Source organism: Candidatus Neomarinimicrobiota bacterium (assembly GCA_018651745.1).
GTDB lineage: Bacteria > Fidelibacterota > Marinisomatia > Marinisomatales > TCS55 > JAAZYX01.
The window spans coordinates 117,506-134,595 of the sequence record JABIDL010000010.1 but is presented as its reverse complement, the minus strand read 5'-3'; the positions used below and the strand labels follow the sequence as shown (position 1 = coordinate 134,595).

General features: G+C 41.3%; 13 protein-coding genes. 12 read left to right on the top strand and 1 reads right to left on the bottom strand.

Annotated features, from left to right (window positions below; translation table 11 throughout):
* The 12 genes from HOD97_01695 to HOD97_01640 form a co-directional block, all read left to right on the top strand.
* A partial coding sequence (locus HOD97_01695; protein MBT4280323.1) for a hypothetical protein occupies nucleotides 1-465 on the top strand: 465 nt, incomplete at its 5' end.
* A 17-nt stretch (nucleotides 466-482) separates the two neighbouring features.
* Nucleotides 483-4,934, top strand: a complete 4,452-nt coding sequence (locus HOD97_01690; GenBank protein ID MBT4280322.1) for a T9SS type A sorting domain-containing protein — start codon at nucleotides 483-485, stop codon at nucleotides 4,932-4,934.
* 49 nt (nucleotides 4,935-4,983) lie between these two features.
* Nucleotides 4,984-6,543 carry a hypothetical protein gene (locus HOD97_01685; GenBank protein MBT4280321.1) on the top strand — a complete coding sequence of 520 codons (1,560 nt, stop codon included), beginning with the start codon at nucleotides 4,984-4,986 and terminating at the stop codon, nucleotides 6,541-6,543.
* Entirely contained in the window at nucleotides 6,540-9,389 is a 2,850-nt protein-coding gene (locus tag HOD97_01680; protein MBT4280320.1) for a TonB-dependent receptor, read from the top strand. Before HOD97_01685 ends, HOD97_01680 begins: the two co-directional genes overlap by 4 nt.
* Nucleotides 9,389-10,390 (top strand): PorV/PorQ family protein, encoded by a 1,002-nt coding sequence (locus HOD97_01675; GenBank protein ID MBT4280319.1) that lies wholly within the window; start codon nucleotides 9,389-9,391, stop codon nucleotides 10,388-10,390. Before HOD97_01680 ends, HOD97_01675 begins: the two co-directional genes overlap by 1 nt.
* Entirely contained in the window at nucleotides 10,390-11,796 is a 1,407-nt protein-coding gene (locus HOD97_01670) for a hypothetical protein (GenBank protein MBT4280318.1), read from the top strand. Before HOD97_01675 ends, HOD97_01670 begins: the two co-directional genes overlap by 1 nt.
* A complete protein-coding gene (locus tag HOD97_01665) occupies nucleotides 11,796-12,749 on the top strand; it encodes a hypothetical protein (protein MBT4280317.1) in 954 nt (317 codons plus the stop codon). Before HOD97_01670 ends, HOD97_01665 begins: the two co-directional genes overlap by 1 nt.
* A 64-nt stretch (nucleotides 12,750-12,813) precedes the next feature.
* A complete protein-coding gene (locus HOD97_01660) occupies nucleotides 12,814-13,593 on the top strand; it encodes a hypothetical protein (protein MBT4280316.1) in 780 nt (259 codons plus the stop codon).
* A gap of 6 nt (nucleotides 13,594-13,599) precedes the next feature.
* Nucleotides 13,600-14,115, top strand: coding sequence for a hypothetical protein (locus HOD97_01655; protein ID MBT4280315.1), 516 nt, complete (start codon nucleotides 13,600-13,602; stop codon nucleotides 14,113-14,115).
* A gap of 62 nt (nucleotides 14,116-14,177) precedes the next feature.
* Complete coding sequence (gene queG / locus HOD97_01650) at nucleotides 14,178-15,107, top strand: tRNA epoxyqueuosine(34) reductase QueG (GenBank protein MBT4280314.1); 930 nt, start codon at nucleotides 14,178-14,180, stop codon at nucleotides 15,105-15,107.
* Between the two features lie 20 nt (nucleotides 15,108-15,127).
* The gene (gene elbB, locus HOD97_01645; GenBank protein ID MBT4280313.1) at nucleotides 15,128-15,787 is read left to right on the top strand and encodes an isoprenoid biosynthesis glyoxalase ElbB; all 660 of its coding nucleotides are present in this window, start codon (nucleotides 15,128-15,130) and stop codon (nucleotides 15,785-15,787) included.
* A 50-nt stretch (nucleotides 15,788-15,837) separates the two neighbouring features.
* Nucleotides 15,838-16,143, top strand: a complete 306-nt coding sequence (locus HOD97_01640) for a Rieske (2Fe-2S) protein (protein ID MBT4280312.1) — start codon at nucleotides 15,838-15,840, stop codon at nucleotides 16,141-16,143.
* Here HOD97_01640 and HOD97_01635 read toward each other — a convergent pair.
* Nucleotides 16,140-17,081, bottom strand: coding sequence for a hypothetical protein (locus HOD97_01635; GenBank protein MBT4280311.1), 942 nt, complete (start codon nucleotides 17,079-17,081; stop codon nucleotides 16,140-16,142). The genes HOD97_01640 and HOD97_01635 overlap by 4 nt on opposite strands.
* Between the last annotated feature and the right edge of the window lie 9 nt (nucleotides 17,082-17,090).

Genomic DNA, 17,090 nt, shown 5'->3' with positions numbered 1-17,090 from the left:
CGCGGTGATCCGGATTCAAATCTTGAAAGCTTAGAAAGCTCGGTATATTCAAACAGGAAATATGTGTATCCTGGCGTTTCAGCATCGCAGGAAACGTGGGCAAATGATCCCAGCGTGTATCCAAATCCGTTCAAAGGGCAGGCGCAGTGGGACGGATATGGAAGCAGAGCGCAAATGCTGTGGTTTCAAGGTTTACCAGAAAAAGCAGAGATTCGTATTTTTACATTATCCGGAGATTTAGTGGATATCATTGATCATTCTGATGAATATTCAGGATCGGATATTCAGAATATAAACGATCAACGCTCGCCGCAGTTTGCCGGCGGAGAACACGCTTGGGACCTAATAACGCGGCACGACCAGGCAGTTGCGTCGGGCCTGTATCTATTTACAGTAAAGAATTTGGTGGACGGAAGTTCATCATTTGGAGAAACCAAGGAAGGGAAATTCCTGGTTATTAAATGACAAACAAGGAGAGTACAATGAAACGATTAGTATTAATTCCAACACTGTTAATTACGTTTGCAATGGGACAAGCAACAGATTTGTTTTTCTCAGAGTACGCAGAAGGAAGTAGCAGTAATAAATATGTAGAAATTTATAATGGTACAAGCGCTGATGTGGATCTTTCATCTTATTCCGTGCAGGGAACAAACAACGGAACAGCATGGGGGGACGGTGGAGATAGGGATGTTACTCTTTCGGGTACATTAATTTCCGGTGATGTGTTTGTTCTTGCAGCAGATGCAGCAGATGCAATAATTCTTGCAGAAACGGATCTTCCGCTTGCATATGAAAGTCCAATGCATCACAATGGAGATGATGGAATCGCTTTACTAAAAAATGGTGCAATAATTGATGCTATCGGTGTAGAAAATAATGACCCAGGTTCTGGATGGGACGTTGCTGGAACCACTAATGCTACAAAAGACCATACACTTGTCCGGAAATCAACGGTAACCTCTGGAAATACAGATTGGAGCGCATCGGCAGGGACTGATGCTGACGATTCTGAATGGATTGTATTGGCTCTGGATACTTGGGATTATCTTGGTTCACATCCGCATACCGAGCTCGAAGTAAATAATCCTGAAATTGCCATTACAAGCCCAACAGATGGCTCAACAACCTATTCAACTGATGTCACTGTTTCTTTTACAGTGTCTAATTTTACCGTAGCAACTTCCGGAAGCGATGGTCATGTCCATTATTCCGTTGACGGCGGCTCAACCGTGATGGTATATACAACAGATGACATTGCGCTTACCGCTCTATCCGAAAGTTCGCATACGATTATTATGTGGCTTGTTGATGATAGTCATGCAAATTTGAGCACGCATGTGGCAGACACTGTCACGTTTACAGTGGCAGCCGCACCGAATGTTACATCGATATACGATATTCAATATGCAACCACAGTTGGTACAGGTACGAATGATTGTTATACCACAGTTTATGATGATAGCACAGTTACCGTTTCAGGTATTGTAACAGCTGTTAAATCAGGCTCGTACCCGAATTTTTGGGTTCAAGATGGAGACTCTTTATGGAGTGGAATTTATGTATATGATACATCTGTTAATCCTACACAGGGAGATTCAATAACTTTAACATGTGAGGTGGATGAATATAATGGCTTATCGGAGTTGAAAAATATAGCATTGTATTCAATTGATTCATCTTCTGTTCGTTCTTTTGATCCAATTTCTGTTACTACTGGTGAATTGGGTGGTGGTTGCTCTGATACAGCTGAAGCCTATGAAGGTCTTTTGGTAAAACTCACCAATGTTACCGTTACTCAGGCTGCTGATAGTTATGGTCAATGGTTTGTGGATGATGGTTCAGGTGAAGTAGAAATTGAAGACGATTTTATAGACCCGGATGATGACTTAGGTGGTGTTGCTGTGGGAGACTTTTATTCGGAAATCATTGGCGTAGTAGACTATAGTTATGGTGAGTATGAAGTGACGCCTAGAAGCATGGTTGATCTTGTTACAACCGATGTCGGGCCTACTCTTGTTTCAGTTTCCTTTGATCCAACCTTTCCAGTCTCCGGTGAAGATGTTGCTGTCACGGCTTTTGCTTATGATGATCAAGCCGGATTGGTTTGCAGTCTTGCGACTTCATTAAACGATGCGGCATATTCTCTTATCGGACTTACTGATAACAGCGATTCCACATATACGGGCGCAATCACCGGTCAGACTGAAGGCGACACGGTGGATTTTTACATTTCACTTGTGGATGTACATGGGAATTCAGCTATGTCCGATACTTTTTCGGTTACGTTTGAAGCTGCGGAAACCATTACTGCGATTTATGATGTCCAGTACACAACAGATACATCTGGCGATTCGCCGTTGGATGGTAGTGTAGTAACGATTAGCGGGATCGTAACTGCCGAATTTTGGGGTGGATACAATGAACGCACCTTGTTCGTGCAAGATAGTGCCGGACCTTGGAATGGAGTGATGGTTTATGAATATGGTGGTTGGGATAATTTTGATTTTGAATCCTCTGCGGGAACTGTTCATTCTGTTGCTGAAGGAGACAGTGTGACTGTAACTGGGACGGTTGATGAATACTACGGTGTCACTGAAATCAAAAATATATCATCGTTTAAATTACATGGTGCTGCAATGAATATGATTGCACCGGATCCTGTTACGCCTGCTCAGGTTTCAACAGGCGGTTCTTTAGCAGAAGCCTACGAAGGCTGCCTCGTGGGAGTCGCTAATGTGACCGTTGCCTCTGACAGTCTTGGGAATGGTGAATGGTCAGTAACAGACGGAACAGATACGGTTCGCGTTGACGATAATTGGGACTATTATTTCTGGCCGACTGCAGGCGATTCATTATCAGAAGTTGTGGGTGTGCTTGATTATTCCTACAGCAATACCAAAATTCAGCCGAGACTTGCACGCGATGTTGTTGAAACTACTGGAAATATTCGAATCCAGCGAATTCAGCAGGTATTGTATAGCGATCTATTGAAAACACCGGATGATGAATATTCTGATTCCTCCTATGTTTCAGTGGGTGGTGATAATGCTGAAGCAGGTGTTGGTGAAGCATATACCGTGACCGGTATTGTTACTATGCCAACCGGGCTAAGTTATGCTGGAGATGGTATTAAATTTATCTTTGCCGATGAAAGCGGCGGCCCATGGAGTGGAATCATGTCATATGACCCAGATTCCAGCACATTCCCCGTATTGTTTGAAGGAGATGAAATTGAACTGCTCGGAAGAGTAGGCGAATACCGTACTGATTATTCTAACATGACAGAATTCTGGAGTGCCGGTGTTGTGGATATTATTTCTGCAGGGAATGAACTTCCGGAAGGTGGAACCGTAACTACCGGAGATCTGCGTCTACCCGCTACGGCAGAGCAGTGGGGAACGGTCATGGTGTATGTGGAAGATGCCACAGTTACCCAACCTGCATCCCAATATGAAATTTTCGGAATTGATGATGGATCCGGATTTGTGTGGGTTGACGATGACTCTGATAGTCTATCAGCTTGGATTGCATCTGAAGGTACACCGCCGGTTGGTACATTATTAGACTCAATTCGAGGTTGGCCTTATCATCACTATGGAAGTTATACCGATTCCTCGACGTACAAACTTGAACCGCTATATGGATCTGATATCATAATCGGTTCTGGTCCGCCGAATATTATTTCTGAAACAAGATCACCTTGTGCACCGGGAACGGCTGATGATGTTACCATTACAGCAGAAATCTCGGATAATTCAACGGTTGCGAGTGCAACATTGTATTACCGTGTTGACGGCGGAACCTATACATCGGTAGCGATGACTGCCAGCGGTACATCGTATTCGGGAACAATTCCTGCGACCGGCACGGAAGGTGCGGATGTGGATTATTACATTGAAGCGATTGATGACGGCGTAGGACAATCGGGTGTGGACACTTCCCATTCTCCGTATAATCCAGCGGTTGAAAATTTCCGATACCCAACGATTGATGGTGACTATTCTATTATGGATGTTCAGTATACTCCGTGGCAGTCCGGCGATTCACCACTATATGGCTGTACAGTTTCGCTCACTGGGGTTGTTACAATGGATTCATCCAGTAACTCTGGGCTTTATGCTATGCAAGACGCTGAAGATCAGTGGGGTGGAATCTTCTATGAATCTGATTCTGCTTTTACGGTTGGTGACTCTGTTACCATCACCGGAATGGTTGAAGAATACGATGATGATTGGCATTTTAAGTGGGATAACCTTACGAAAATTACCGACGTCAGTACTTTCACGGTTCACAGTTCCGGGCACGTAATTGAATCAGCATTTGTAGGTCCGGCAGACCTAAACGAAGATGACGGTGACGAAGTTGAATCGTATGAAGGTGTTCAGGTTGAGCTCACGAATGTGATTGTGAGCGTTGTCAATTCTTACGACTGGACGGTTCAAGATGCTGCTGGGAATACATGTTTAATTGATGATGACTGGGCAAATGCTGACGCGGATAATTATATGGCAGGGCTTGTGGTTGGAGATTCTCTTGAATCCGTCTCCGGTATTTTCAATTTCAGCTTCGGGACTTACAAATTGCAGGTAAGAAGCATGGCCGATATTGGCGAAATACTAGGGAATGACCCTGACTTTGTCGGAACGCCGTTCAAATATCAATTACATCAGAATTATCCGAACCCGTTCAACCCGGAAACACGCATTCGGTTTGAGATCGGCGGACACGAAGATGTTACGTTGGTCATTTATGATATTCTTGGACGTCGGGTAAGAGTACTGTTGAAAAATGCATCTTACCGTCCGGGAATGCATGTGCTTAACTGGAATGGGCAAAATGATTCTGGTGAGCAGGTTGCATCCGGTGTGTATTTTTATAGAGTCTTGGCGGGTGATTTTATTGCACACAAGAAAATGCTTCTGGTCCGTTAAACGGAAATAGAAAGGCGGAAAGTTTAGGCTTTCCGCCTTTTTACTTTTGATGATAAAACGTCTTTCCCTTTTACTGTTCGGTTTGTTTTTAACCCATTGCACTCTGTGGGATTATAACGATCCATCCAACCCGCTTGCAGATGAATTGCCGGAAACATTCCTGTCACTGATTGCAACCGATACAATTTATGCATCCGTCGAATCTATAACGTCTGGGGTAGACCCGGGAACAGGAGAAACAGTATATGATACAACTTGGGCGTATTCGATTGGTTCAGATCCGGATACGAGTATGGTGTGGGATACGCTTACATCTGCCTTTTCCACAATTACAACCAGCAAGCAGGAAATTCACTGGTGGGGCGAAGATTCTGATGGCGAAATCGCAGGATATAATTATAAATGGAATATCGATACAGCTTGGACAGCTACGACAAATGAATCTGGGATTTTTTATGTACCAATTCGTACCGATTTGGATGTATTTAGTTTTGAAGTTTATGCCATTGACACTGAAGGAAATGTAGATAATACACCGGCAAAAATCGTGTTGCCGATTATGAACTCAAGTCCGGTTATTTCCTTCCGATACAGGAGCAATCCTCTTACAACAGACCTGCATGGTGACACGAGTTTCACGTTCCCAACGCGCACCTTTATTTGGGATTTAGAAGACCAAGACGGCATAGAATCTGTCACATATATTTATTACGCATTGGATGATACATGTGATACCTGCTGGACGAGTTTGGACGCGGCATCGTACTCCAGCATAACACTTACAGAATTAGATGCAGGATTTCACACCTTTTATTTGAAAGTACAGGATATCGCCGGAGCGGAAAGTGAAATTGTCCATTTCCCGGATACATTGATTACTACTGAAGCGGATTTTTGGAAAGTCCTTCCGGTAAAAGGGAATGTTTTATTGGTAGATGATTTTGTTCAAGACACACCGAACGAAGCCCAATCTTGGTATAAAACAGCACTTGATTCTATTGTAGGAGACACAGGGTACACTGTTTGGGAAGTACAGGAAGAACTTCCATTCTCATCTACAGATATCAAAGCGAACCTCAATTATTTTGATCATGTAATCTGGTATTCTGCTTACACGGGGAATGAAACCTATTTTGATGCCGCTTCCAGTATTCTGAGTTATGTGATGGGCGGTGGGAATATGTTCCTGAATATTTCAGAAATGAAGGATACGTCCTTCGCATTTTTCCCGATTGATTCATCCTTTACGCTGAACCCATCCGGCAGGCTCTTCTCCGGGAAGCGACTTGAATCCCAGGAATCCGATGATTTAGATCTTGTAACATCTCGGCTGATTGCCATCCGCGTAAAAGGATTTGAGCCTGATTCCACACAATTTGAAACAGTAAAAAGTTTGTACAGACTGGAAGACACAGGCGGTGCGGATGGTTGGACTGGAAACCCAACCGTTTGCGCATTGGGTCAATTTGAGGCCGGATTAAATAAACTTTCCGGGAAAATGGTGCTCATGACGCTTCCGCTTCATAACGGCAGCAATCCCGTTATGGAAGGAGAAGGATCTGCAACTAAATTTCTAAACTACATCCTAACAGAGGAATTTGTAGAATGAACCGCCTTTTGCTGATTACCTTGTTTCTGATTTCCTTTTTTCAGGCGCAAAATTCTGGAGAAATGAGAGGAATAGTAAAGGATGCAAAATCCGGCGATCCATTGATCGGTGTTAATATCATGCTAAAAGGGACGTACTACGGGGCGGCGACAGATATTGACGGGCATTTTAGGATATTCAATATAAATCCCGGTAGCTATGATGTGGAAGCATCCATGATCGGGTACAAAGTGGTGCTACATACAGGAGTGAAAATTCTTCCCGGAGAAATGGCTGAATTGACTTTTGAACTTGAAGAAACAGTTCTAATGCTTGGTGAAGAGGTTGTAGTTGTGGGGAAGAAGCCACTTTTTGACGCAGATGAAACATCTTCAATGGTCAGAGTATCCAGCGATGATATTTCAAATAAAGTTGTTTCCAGCGTAGAAGATATTTTAGCTGAGCAAATAGGTGTAACCTCACAGGATAATGAGATTCACATCCGAGGAGGGAGGATTGATGAAAGCCTTTTTGTTGTGGATGGACTTTCTATAAAAGATCCTCTTTCAGGATATTCAGGTAATTTGTTCATTAACGCAGAAGCAATTGAGGATCTTGAAATTATCACCGGTGGCTATAGTGCGGAATACGGACAAGCAATGTCAGGTGTTGTGAATGTTAAACTAAAAGAAGGTAGAGATCATTTTGAGAGCGCCTTCAAATATGTAAGCGACAATTGGGGATTTTCTCCTGACGATTTCACAAACTATAAATCTGATCGGGTAGAATTCAATTTAGGTGGGCCTGATCTTTTTCTTGAATTACTGCCCAAAATATTCGGACTGGATTTACCGGGAAAATTTTCATTTTTCTTAAATGGTTTTGGGAAAGTTTACGATAGTCATTTGCCGACTGCAAAAACCTTATATCCACACAGATCTTGGACACCTCCGCCTGGTGTCTCAGAAGAAAATGCCAACAATATAATGCGATCCTTTGCACAGCGTGAAAATAATGATTGGCATTTCCTCTACAAACTTTCCTGGAAAATTTCCCCCCAAAAAAGTTTAATGGTGTCCTACGATATGTCGCTAAATGTGAATCAGGGATATTTTATGCCGAGGGCTTTTTCAAATACATATTTCCCATACCGTTACCAAGAAATATTGGATTATTACAATACGATTACCCGCGACTCAAGGCTCTTTAACCTAAGCTGGACGCACACCTTAAGTACACGATCTTTTTATGAAATTACAATTGGCAGGTTTGTTACACTTGAGCATAGCTCAGTTCAAGACTTGCATTGGACAGACTACCGCCAACGGTTGGATCTGGAACCCATTAATTACATTTTTACAGATTCAGATGGGAATGTGCGTATTACATATGGTGATGAATTTTACGATTCTGGATTTGCTTCTGAATGGTATGACATTGTTAGTGATAATACTCGCATTGACGCGGACTGGACCTACCAACTTGGTAAACGGAATAAAATAAAGACTGGCTTCGAACATACGACAACGCAACTTCAAGTATTGGATATTGATGAACCTTGGGCGGGTACAACAGGCTTGGGTTCTAATTATGACATGTATCAAGCTACCACAAATTTTGGAGCACTTTTTGTTCAAGATAGAATTACGTTTGAGGGAATGACAATGAATCTTGGTTTTCGGTACGATTACTGGTTTCCGGGAAAATATGTGGAGGATGCTGTTTCTGATGAGAATAATGTCATCATAACGGAGGAAGCTCGACAGAAATTTGACGATGAAACATTTAACCTATTTGGTTTGCGGGGGAAGGGGCGGCTCAGCCCGAGGTTTGGAATCTCTCATCCAGTAACGGATAATGATGTACTATATTTTTACTACGGACATTTTTCTCAGCTACCGACATTTCAGTATGTTTACGCAAAACTGAATTCCAAATCGCAGTCAACCTATCAGGTTTTTGGTAACCCAAATTTAAATCCAAAAACGACCGTTCAATATGAGCTGGGAATAAAACACCGTTTCAGCGAAGATCAGGTTTTGGAATTAAAGGCGTACTGGAAGGACATGTTTGATTACGAAACATCCCAGACAATTGCGTTGTCTGATCCTCGCTATTCTCATCTTCGGTTTAATATGTATTTTAACGCCGATTATGCACGATCTCGGGGAGTGGAATTCATCTTGAAAAGTAGAATTTATGATAATTGGTACGCTGACGTGAATTTCAATTATTCGATTGTTACGGGAAAAAGTTCATCGCCCTTAGACAATTTGCTGGTCCAAGCCGGAGCGATTAGTGAAAAACCGCTTGGTGAGGCATTCATGAGCTGGGACAGACCGTTTCAGGCATTTGCAAATTTATCTTACAATCATCCGTCTGGATGGGGCATTTCAGCTCGAATAGAATACGGGTCAAACCGTAGATACACGCGTTCCATACCGGACACATCAGAATACGATAACGGTATTATTACTGTTGATGAAAGAGAGTATTATATCGGAACCAGAGATGGGGATAATCCTTATCTCTACTTCAGCGATTATCGTCTAAAGTTTTTTGATAAAACCGGGATAAATACAGTACTTGGTTGGTTTGAAGTAGATCCTGTTTCAGGGACCAGCAGTATGGACATTAAAGCATATAAATCATTCAAGTTAAAGGGAATGCAGTTGAAAATTTTTCTCGAGTCGGAAAACATATTTGAGGAAATACTTCCGCGACGTATCAATTCATTTACAGGTCGTGGCTATAATCCGGGTGAAATTATTCCATATAGTATGATAGATCAACCTAACCCGAATGAGGATCCATCAAGATTCAGTCGCCCTAGAACAATGGAGTTGGGGATTCAGGTGATTTTCTGATGAAGCGATTTGGATTTATTTTTCTAATTGTCGGATTTTCTTTTGGATCTGCACAGAATTTATTTCCGATATTGGGTGGACAACGATCCGGAACATCCATTTTTTCATTTTTAAAAATTGGAGTAAGCGCTCGTGCAGTCGGGATGGGAGAAGCTGTTGTAGCTCTGAATCAAGATGCGGGGTCAATGTTTTACAATCCGGCAACCATTGCACAATTTAGCTCTAGACAAATATCCACGAGTAGAATACAATGGCCCTCAGATATTAATTACGATTATGCTTCCATTTCTTCTCGCATCAGAGGGAATCATTTTATTGGACTTTCAGCGGGAATCTTGCATATGGAACCGATGATGGAAACCACAGAATTCATGCCGCATGGAACCGGGAATTATTTCATATTCCAGGACAGGTTTATTGGGCTGACTTATGGTGTAAAAATGACGGACAGATTCAGCTTTGGGCTTACGCTAAAGCACGTTCAGGAAAATCTGGCAGGGCATGATATGAATTCTGTTTTGATAGATCTTGGAACGTATTATTGGACTGGCTTCAAATCGTTAAGGTTTTCTGCAGCACTATCGAATTTTGGTACCCAGACTAGTCCGAAAGGTACATACCAAAGGCGAATTATAGATAAAAGTACTGGGGATGAAACTCTCATCGAATCAGAGTTCGAACAGTTTTCACCACCGACCGTTTTCCGAGTTGGAATTGCGATGGAGTTATTTTCCGCAAAACACCAAAGTCTAACTTCATCATTTCAATTAAACCATCCTGTTGATAATGCGGAAAATGTCGTAATGGGAATGGAATATATTTTATACAAATCTTTAGCTTTGCGCGCAGGGTATAAATTTAATAACGAAGAAGAAGATTTATCCTTTGGAGCTGGGTTTTATGTGCCACTTGGCCCCATTTCACTTAGAATAGATTATGCATTTGCAAATTTTAAACATCTATCCGATCCACACAGGATCAGCTTTAATATAGGATTCTGATGAAGCGGCTAATCCAAATTTCAGCGTCCGCAATTCTGATAGTACAATTTGCATGTATAGAGAAAATGGCATTTCCTGATAATATCAATAAAAATGTTGATTTTACTGCTGGAGATACAACCTATCTTGCCATCAGTCCTGTATGGGATGCATCTTATGGTTTTGTAACACCGACAGAAATATCCATTGCGCAAGATGGCCGTATCTTTATTGCAGATTCAGCAGGGAACGCGATTGTGGTTCTTTCTCAAGGAGGCGATATTGTTACAGGGTTTGATTCTCTCAAAAATTTAACTTCCGAGGAAGATTCCCTGATTTACCCGATTGACGTGGATGTGGACAAAAAAATGAATGTGTTTTTTATTGATGGATCCAATAGAGTTTATCGTTGGAACCAGCTTTGGGATCACATTGGCATTCAATCGGTCGCCTCGACAGGAACCTTTATTAATAGTACCACCGGTGATTCGTTTCAAGCAGTTTCAGGATCGGATGACTGGTTTGACGTAATCAATGACGAAGAATGGGAACCGTATGAATTTACATGGACAACGTCGCAGAATGTGAAAGATTCACTAACGTCTCCACATATTTTTTACGATGGGTCTAACCTCACCCATTCATATAAAGACACTTATTATGCGAGTGAAAAGTCTATCTTCACAGGACTTTCTGCTACAGATGACGAATCCAATTTCATTTATGTATTGGACGGATTCCATCAAAGAATGATTCGTATTGATTATGAAAAAACCCATTTCATAAAACTTTTAACAGGTGATTCTGTTTGGGTGCATCGCGGTGTTTTCGGGCACACAGCAATTAGTAGTGGATCGGGCGCCGGCACCATTGATGATCCCACGGGAATTGATGTCGATAGCGATGGAAACATTTATTTTGCACAGCATGGTGAGAGTTTCCCTGTGCATAAAATCCGTCCTGTCTCCGCAAATGCATGGATGATTTATCCCTCGGTCTTTCAACCCGGGTCGAATGATATCATGGATCTTTGGGACACGACTCTTATAGTTAATGCTTCCAGTGTTGATACTTTTTTGACACGATTTAATAAACCTTACGACGTTGCAGTAGATCAAAATCAATTTGTATACGTTGCAAATACAGGATCCAAAGAACTCCAGGTGTACAATTCCTCCGGGATGTTTTTCTTAAAAGCAGGCGTAGAGTCAATGATAATTGATACATCGTATTGGGTTGTATCTGGAAATGATTCTTCTCTGGTGGATACTTTTTATGTAAAAGAATCGCATGAAGATCTTATTAATCCCAAAGCAATAACCGTGGACAATAGAGGTATGATTTATGTATGCGATCCGGCCCAAGGAAGCATTTTTCGGTACCAGCTATCTAATCAATTAGATGAAGACTTAGAGCCAATAGATTAATGAATTTTCACATTTCTATTTTATTTACTTCTGCACTATTTACCGGAATGATTACAGGGCAAGAGGCAATGTCTCTCAAATTTTTTGCTTCCGATTTAGATTTTATTTCCGGGAATACCATGTCCGCTTCTGCGCGTCATAAAACTAAACACATCGAAGTTGCCTATGATGAAATAGGCAACCCGCTCCTCAAAAGCAGTATTAACGAACACGGAATTATATCATCGCAGGAAATGTATTCGTACAGGCAGGATGGGAGTCTTCAGAAAAAAGCGACACTGAATGAAAATCAAAAAGTGATTGAACTCGTCCGATATGGCAATGAAGAATCGTGGTCAAACGAGTTTAGAAAATACAGTACTCCTGCACAATCAGCTTTTCAGGCAATTGCTCAAGAATCCATATTCAAAGTAGGTCTCGCAGACCAGATTCATTCCATTGAATTTCGTGCTATTGACCAAACATTCTATGGAAGGATAGATTTTCGTTACGATCACCTCGGATTTCTTTCTGAGGAAATTTGGAGGTCTATCCCAAATAATTCCATCATTCGTAGGTTCGCGTATCATTACAATTTGATGACAGAAAAAAACCAAATTTGGGAATATGGGAAAGATGGATCTTTAGTGAGCCATATGGTATTGGAACAGGCACCGGCAGACCAACTCTACAAAACGGCATTCCCGCGAACAGGAAATACATTAGATGAAGTCGATTTAATTATTGAAGATTTGCTTCGAACTAAACAACAATCGAATACAGTAGCATTTATTCCTAAAATGGATTGGGACAGAATTAGACTTTCAACCGGAGAAGATTATATGGCAGATGTGGTGAATGTTTTAGGGGAAGAAGTCCTGTTTCGATTGCCTGAGGATTTATCACTTTATAGATTACCTCTTAATAGAGTGCAGTCAGTTATGTCTCGAAACGGTGATTTATTGTATCCCTGACGACCTATTGCTTTTACTTCTTTTGTCTAGGTAAATTACTTAGTCAATAATCAAACCTCTGAACATGAAATTCACATACCAACTAAGGCGATTATTATCGCCCGTCGTATTTTTAACTTTTCTTAGCGCTCAAACTAGCTATCCTGCACCTACTTCACTGATAACTGCACCCACTGCCGGTACGCTTGTAAGAGGAAGTTATTCGCTGGAAACCCGAGTCCAAAAACATGGTGCGCTAACTTCCGGATTATCAGTTGGTATTACAGATCGTTTTCAATTTGGGCTTTCCTATGGCGGGGGGAATATCATCGGGAATGACAGTCTCAAGTGGCCCCCGCGCCCCGAAGCCAATGTAAAGTATAGACTCGTTGATGAAAATCTGACGATGCCCGGGATTTCTGTCGGGATAAATACACAAGGGTTTGGGATGTTTCATGAGGGCGATTCCCTCAATCGATACGATGTGAAAGCGTACGGCGCGTTTGTTTCATTGTCTAAAAATTGGACTACACCTCTCGGAAACCTTGGTTTGCATGTTGGCGCGAATCACAGTTTCCTTGAAACAGATGATGGTGATGATGACTCAAATTTATTCTTTGGGTTTGACATGGAATTTAATCCTGAATTTTCAATCCTTGGTGAATACAATGCTGCCATGAATGAAAATGACATGACAGCTGAAACCATTGCTATCAACCGTGGTGGCTACTTGAATGCTGCTATTAGATGGACTTTTGTGGAACACCTGCACATTGAACTGGATTTTAATAATTTACTTTTTGATGATGACAAGGTGGATTACTTCTCGCGCGAGTTAAAAATCACCTACATTGAATATTTTTAATTCTACTTGAGGTTTCTTTTTTCTATATCATTTTTGTTGTCTCTTTCATTTGGACAATTGCGCGTAGGCGATAAAGTATCAGAGTGGACGTTTCCGGATTCTGATGAAAAATTGTTTACCATGAAAGAATGGGATGGCATGATTTTACAAATCAATTATGTAGATCCCGATGAATCGGAAATGAACGAGCATGTGAACGATGCTATTAAAGTTGCACTTGATGTAGATAAAACCATTGACCGTGATTCATTTAAGGGAATTGGCATCGCAGACTGCGCTTCTTCTTGGAAACCAGATTTTGCAATCCAGCTGATTGGCGGCGCGAAGGCCAAAAAATTTGATACAACTGTACTATTCGATTACGACGCTAAACTCAGAAATTCATGGAACCTGAAAGAAGACTCTTATAATATTATTATCCTCGATAAAAATCGCATTTGCCGCGGGCTTTATAAAGGGCGTGTTCCGGATTCGGAGATTGATGATATTATTCAGCTTATCATTGATATCCAGAATAAATAACTCAATTTATTTTAATTTTAACTCAACCACATCCATAACACCACAACTCGTAAATTGTATTTATGGACATTGGATTATCAGTTTCTATCAAAACCACAGCCATAGATCTCGGTTTCCAAAAAGTCGGTATTGCACAAGCAGTTTTCACTCCCCAAGAAAAAGCTAATTTAGATTCATGGCTGCAAAAAGGACATCACGGCAGCATGGAATGGATAGTGAAGCGGGAAAATGAACGGGGAGATATATTTAAATATTTTCCAGAAGCCAAATCTGTTGTTTCTGTTGCCATGGTGTACCATTCAGGTCACGATCAGAAAGATTTAACCTCGAATTATAAACTCAGCAATTATGCCTGGGGAGATGATTACCATGACGTATTAAAATCTAAACTCTTTCAATTGCTTGCTTGGTTAAAAACTAAAACACCGGAAGTTAAGGGAATTGTATGTGTAGATACTTCTCCGGTTATGGAAAAAGTATGGGCTCAGAAGGCTGGATTAGGATGGCAGGGGAAACATACGAATTTGATTAGCCGCGATTATGGTAGCTGGTTCTTTTTGGGAGAACTGATTTTAGATATTGAATTGGAAGCTGATAAGCCCTTTTCTGAAGATCTTTGCGGAACTTGTACCGCCTGCATTGATGCCTGTCCGACACAAGCCATTGAGGAATATAAGATCGATGCCGGGAAGTGCATTTCTTATTTAACTATTGAACATCGCGGAGATTTGCCTCATAAACATTCAGAATTACACGATTGGATCTACGGCTGCGATATTTGTCAGGAAGGTTGCCCCTGGAATCAAAAATTTGGAACATCTTCAGATGAGCTGGCATTTCAACCTAGATCTGAAATATTGAACTACACGGACGAAGATTGGAATTCACTTGATGAAGAAACATTTCGTAAATTGTTTAATGGATCAGCAGTGAAACGGACAAAGTTTTCGGGTTTGAAACGGAATATTGAAGCCAATCTTTTGCTTAAATAATATGAATGTGAGGTAGAAAAATGCCAATAGTTGGATTAGTATTATCAGGATGTGGCGTAAATGACGGATCAGAAATTCATGAAACCGTTATCACGATGTTGGAGCTAGACCGAGCCGGCGCAGAAACAGTGATGATGGCACCCAATATTGATCATTTGCATGTAATCAATCATGCAACTGGCGAAGAAATGGAAGAGTCACGGAATGTGCTGATTGAATCCGCTCGCATTGCCAGAGGCGACATTAAAGATATTGCAGTCGTGAAAGGTGATAATTTGGACGCTCTTATTTTCCCCGGCGGATTTGGTGTAGCTAAAAACTTATGCGATTATGCAATGGCAGGGCCAGAATGTTCGGTCAATCCGGATGTATCCCGGTTGATATCAGAAGTACATGATGCAGGAAAACCGATAGGCGTCATCTGCATTGCACCGGCGATGATGGCAAAAGTAATGGGCGAAAAAGACGAGAAAGTTGATTTAACCATTGGGTTTAACGAACAGACAGGGAATGATATAAATGCAATGGGCGCCAATCATGTGATGTGTCCTGTCGAGGGATTTGTGGTAGACAAGGAAAAGAAAATCGTATCAACTCCAGCCTACATGGAAGCTAAGTCCATAAAAGAAGCCGCCACCGGAATTGAAAAATTAGTATCTGAAGTGTTATCATTGATTTAATAACAAAAGACGGAATGTAAAATACGCCTCAATTTTATTCCTCTTTTAAAATGATCAAAGTCTGTCTAAAAACTGAACTTCCAGAAAAATCGTCCAAACTAATTATGGTGGAAGACACCCCAATTGCCGTGTTTAACGTCGGAGGGAAATTGTTCGCCTGGGATAACCGCTGCCCGCACCGCGGCGCATCCTTAGCAGACGGACATATAAAAAACGAGTCTGTCCAATGCAAATTTCATTTATGGGAATTTGGGATAAAAGACGGTTGTGCTGTGCAAAATCCGAATATTAAAATTGTGGAGTATCCCGTAAAGGAAGTAGAAGGCGTTGTGTATCTCGATATGAGTCCGGACTAGTTCCGAACTCTAATCTCAATCGATCCCATGCCAACGTTTGCATCTACATTAATAGTTGGAAGTCCTTCTTTCCATTCATCACTCACCCAGCCGCTCCTACTTTTCTGGAGGTTATGGACAGTTACAGAAGATAAAAAATTATGATCTGCAGCAATGCGAATATTTGCTTTTTCGGGTAAAATTAATTCCATAGAACCCAATCCTACCGAAATATCTATTTCCATATCAACAAGATTTTTTCCTCTCATATCAATTTCGGCTGATCCCATACCTACGTCGATGGAAACTCGTTTCGCGCGAAAATTTCCTAATCCTTCACCTTCAAATTCGCCCAGCCCGGTATCAATAGTAAGATATTCTGCGATGGTTTTGTTTGGCCTTGTCATTGAAACTTCCATGGTCCCGAGCCCGCAATTCATATCCAAATAGTTTATTGTAAGGGTAGAAAAATCTACTTCTGCTTCTCCGAGCCCGAAATCAACAGTTAAATTTAAGGGGATGGCAGGCGGTAGCATAAATTCAGCTTCATTATGAAATTCATTGCCAATTTCGCTTTTCCACCTATGGAATGCAGTAGGATACGTTTTCCCCGATTTTTGAGGCAGTCCAATAAATAGCGACCCTTCGCCGGCTGTTGTTTGATATGTGATATTTGGAGTAACAAAACTTGGTAAATATAAAACAGAGCCATCAAATCGGTGATCATGTTGATTGGCTTTTAGATTGAGCTCCCCAAACCCATATTGAACATTGACATCTAACATTTCATCATCTTCCATCCGAAAATGATAATAATCACGTACTTTATTATCTGAATCATATTGCGTTGAATCAGAGGATGGAACATTCCTATCCAGTTTTGGCAATTCCCGTAATCCTTGTCCGAATGAAAGACTTATGGAAAAAAGGATTGAAATGAAATAATGATTTGGCCTCATCTTAAAACA

What these genes read in the sequence shown, in the direction of transcription:
- HOD97_01690 (MBT4280322.1), top strand. Translation starts at nt 483, where the DNA reads ATGAAACGATTAGTATTAATTCCAACACTGTTAATTACGTTTGCAATG.
- HOD97_01685 (MBT4280321.1), top strand. Translation starts at nt 4,984, where the DNA reads ATGATAAAACGTCTTTCCCTTTTACTGTTCGGTTTGTTTTTAACCCAT.
- HOD97_01680 (MBT4280320.1), top strand. Translation starts at nt 6,540, where the DNA reads ATGAACCGCCTTTTGCTGATTACCTTGTTTCTGATTTCCTTTTTTCAG.
- HOD97_01675 (MBT4280319.1), top strand. Translation starts at nt 9,389, where the DNA reads ATGAAGCGATTTGGATTTATTTTTCTAATTGTCGGATTTTCTTTTGGA.
- HOD97_01670 (MBT4280318.1), top strand. Translation starts at nt 10,390, where the DNA reads ATGAAGCGGCTAATCCAAATTTCAGCGTCCGCAATTCTGATAGTACAA.
- HOD97_01665 (MBT4280317.1), top strand. Translation starts at nt 11,796, where the DNA reads ATGAATTTTCACATTTCTATTTTATTTACTTCTGCACTATTTACCGGA.
- HOD97_01660 (MBT4280316.1), top strand. Translation starts at nt 12,814, where the DNA reads ATGAAATTCACATACCAACTAAGGCGATTATTATCGCCCGTCGTATTT.
- queG (MBT4280314.1), top strand. Translation starts at nt 14,178, where the DNA reads ATGGACATTGGATTATCAGTTTCTATCAAAACCACAGCCATAGATCTC.
- elbB (MBT4280313.1), top strand. Translation starts at nt 15,128, where the DNA reads ATGCCAATAGTTGGATTAGTATTATCAGGATGTGGCGTAAATGACGGA.
- HOD97_01640 (MBT4280312.1), top strand. Translation starts at nt 15,838, where the DNA reads ATGATCAAAGTCTGTCTAAAAACTGAACTTCCAGAAAAATCGTCCAAA.
- HOD97_01635 (MBT4280311.1), bottom strand. Translation starts at nt 17,081, where the DNA reads ATGAGGCCAAATCATTATTTCATTTCAATCCTTTTTTCCATAAGTCTT.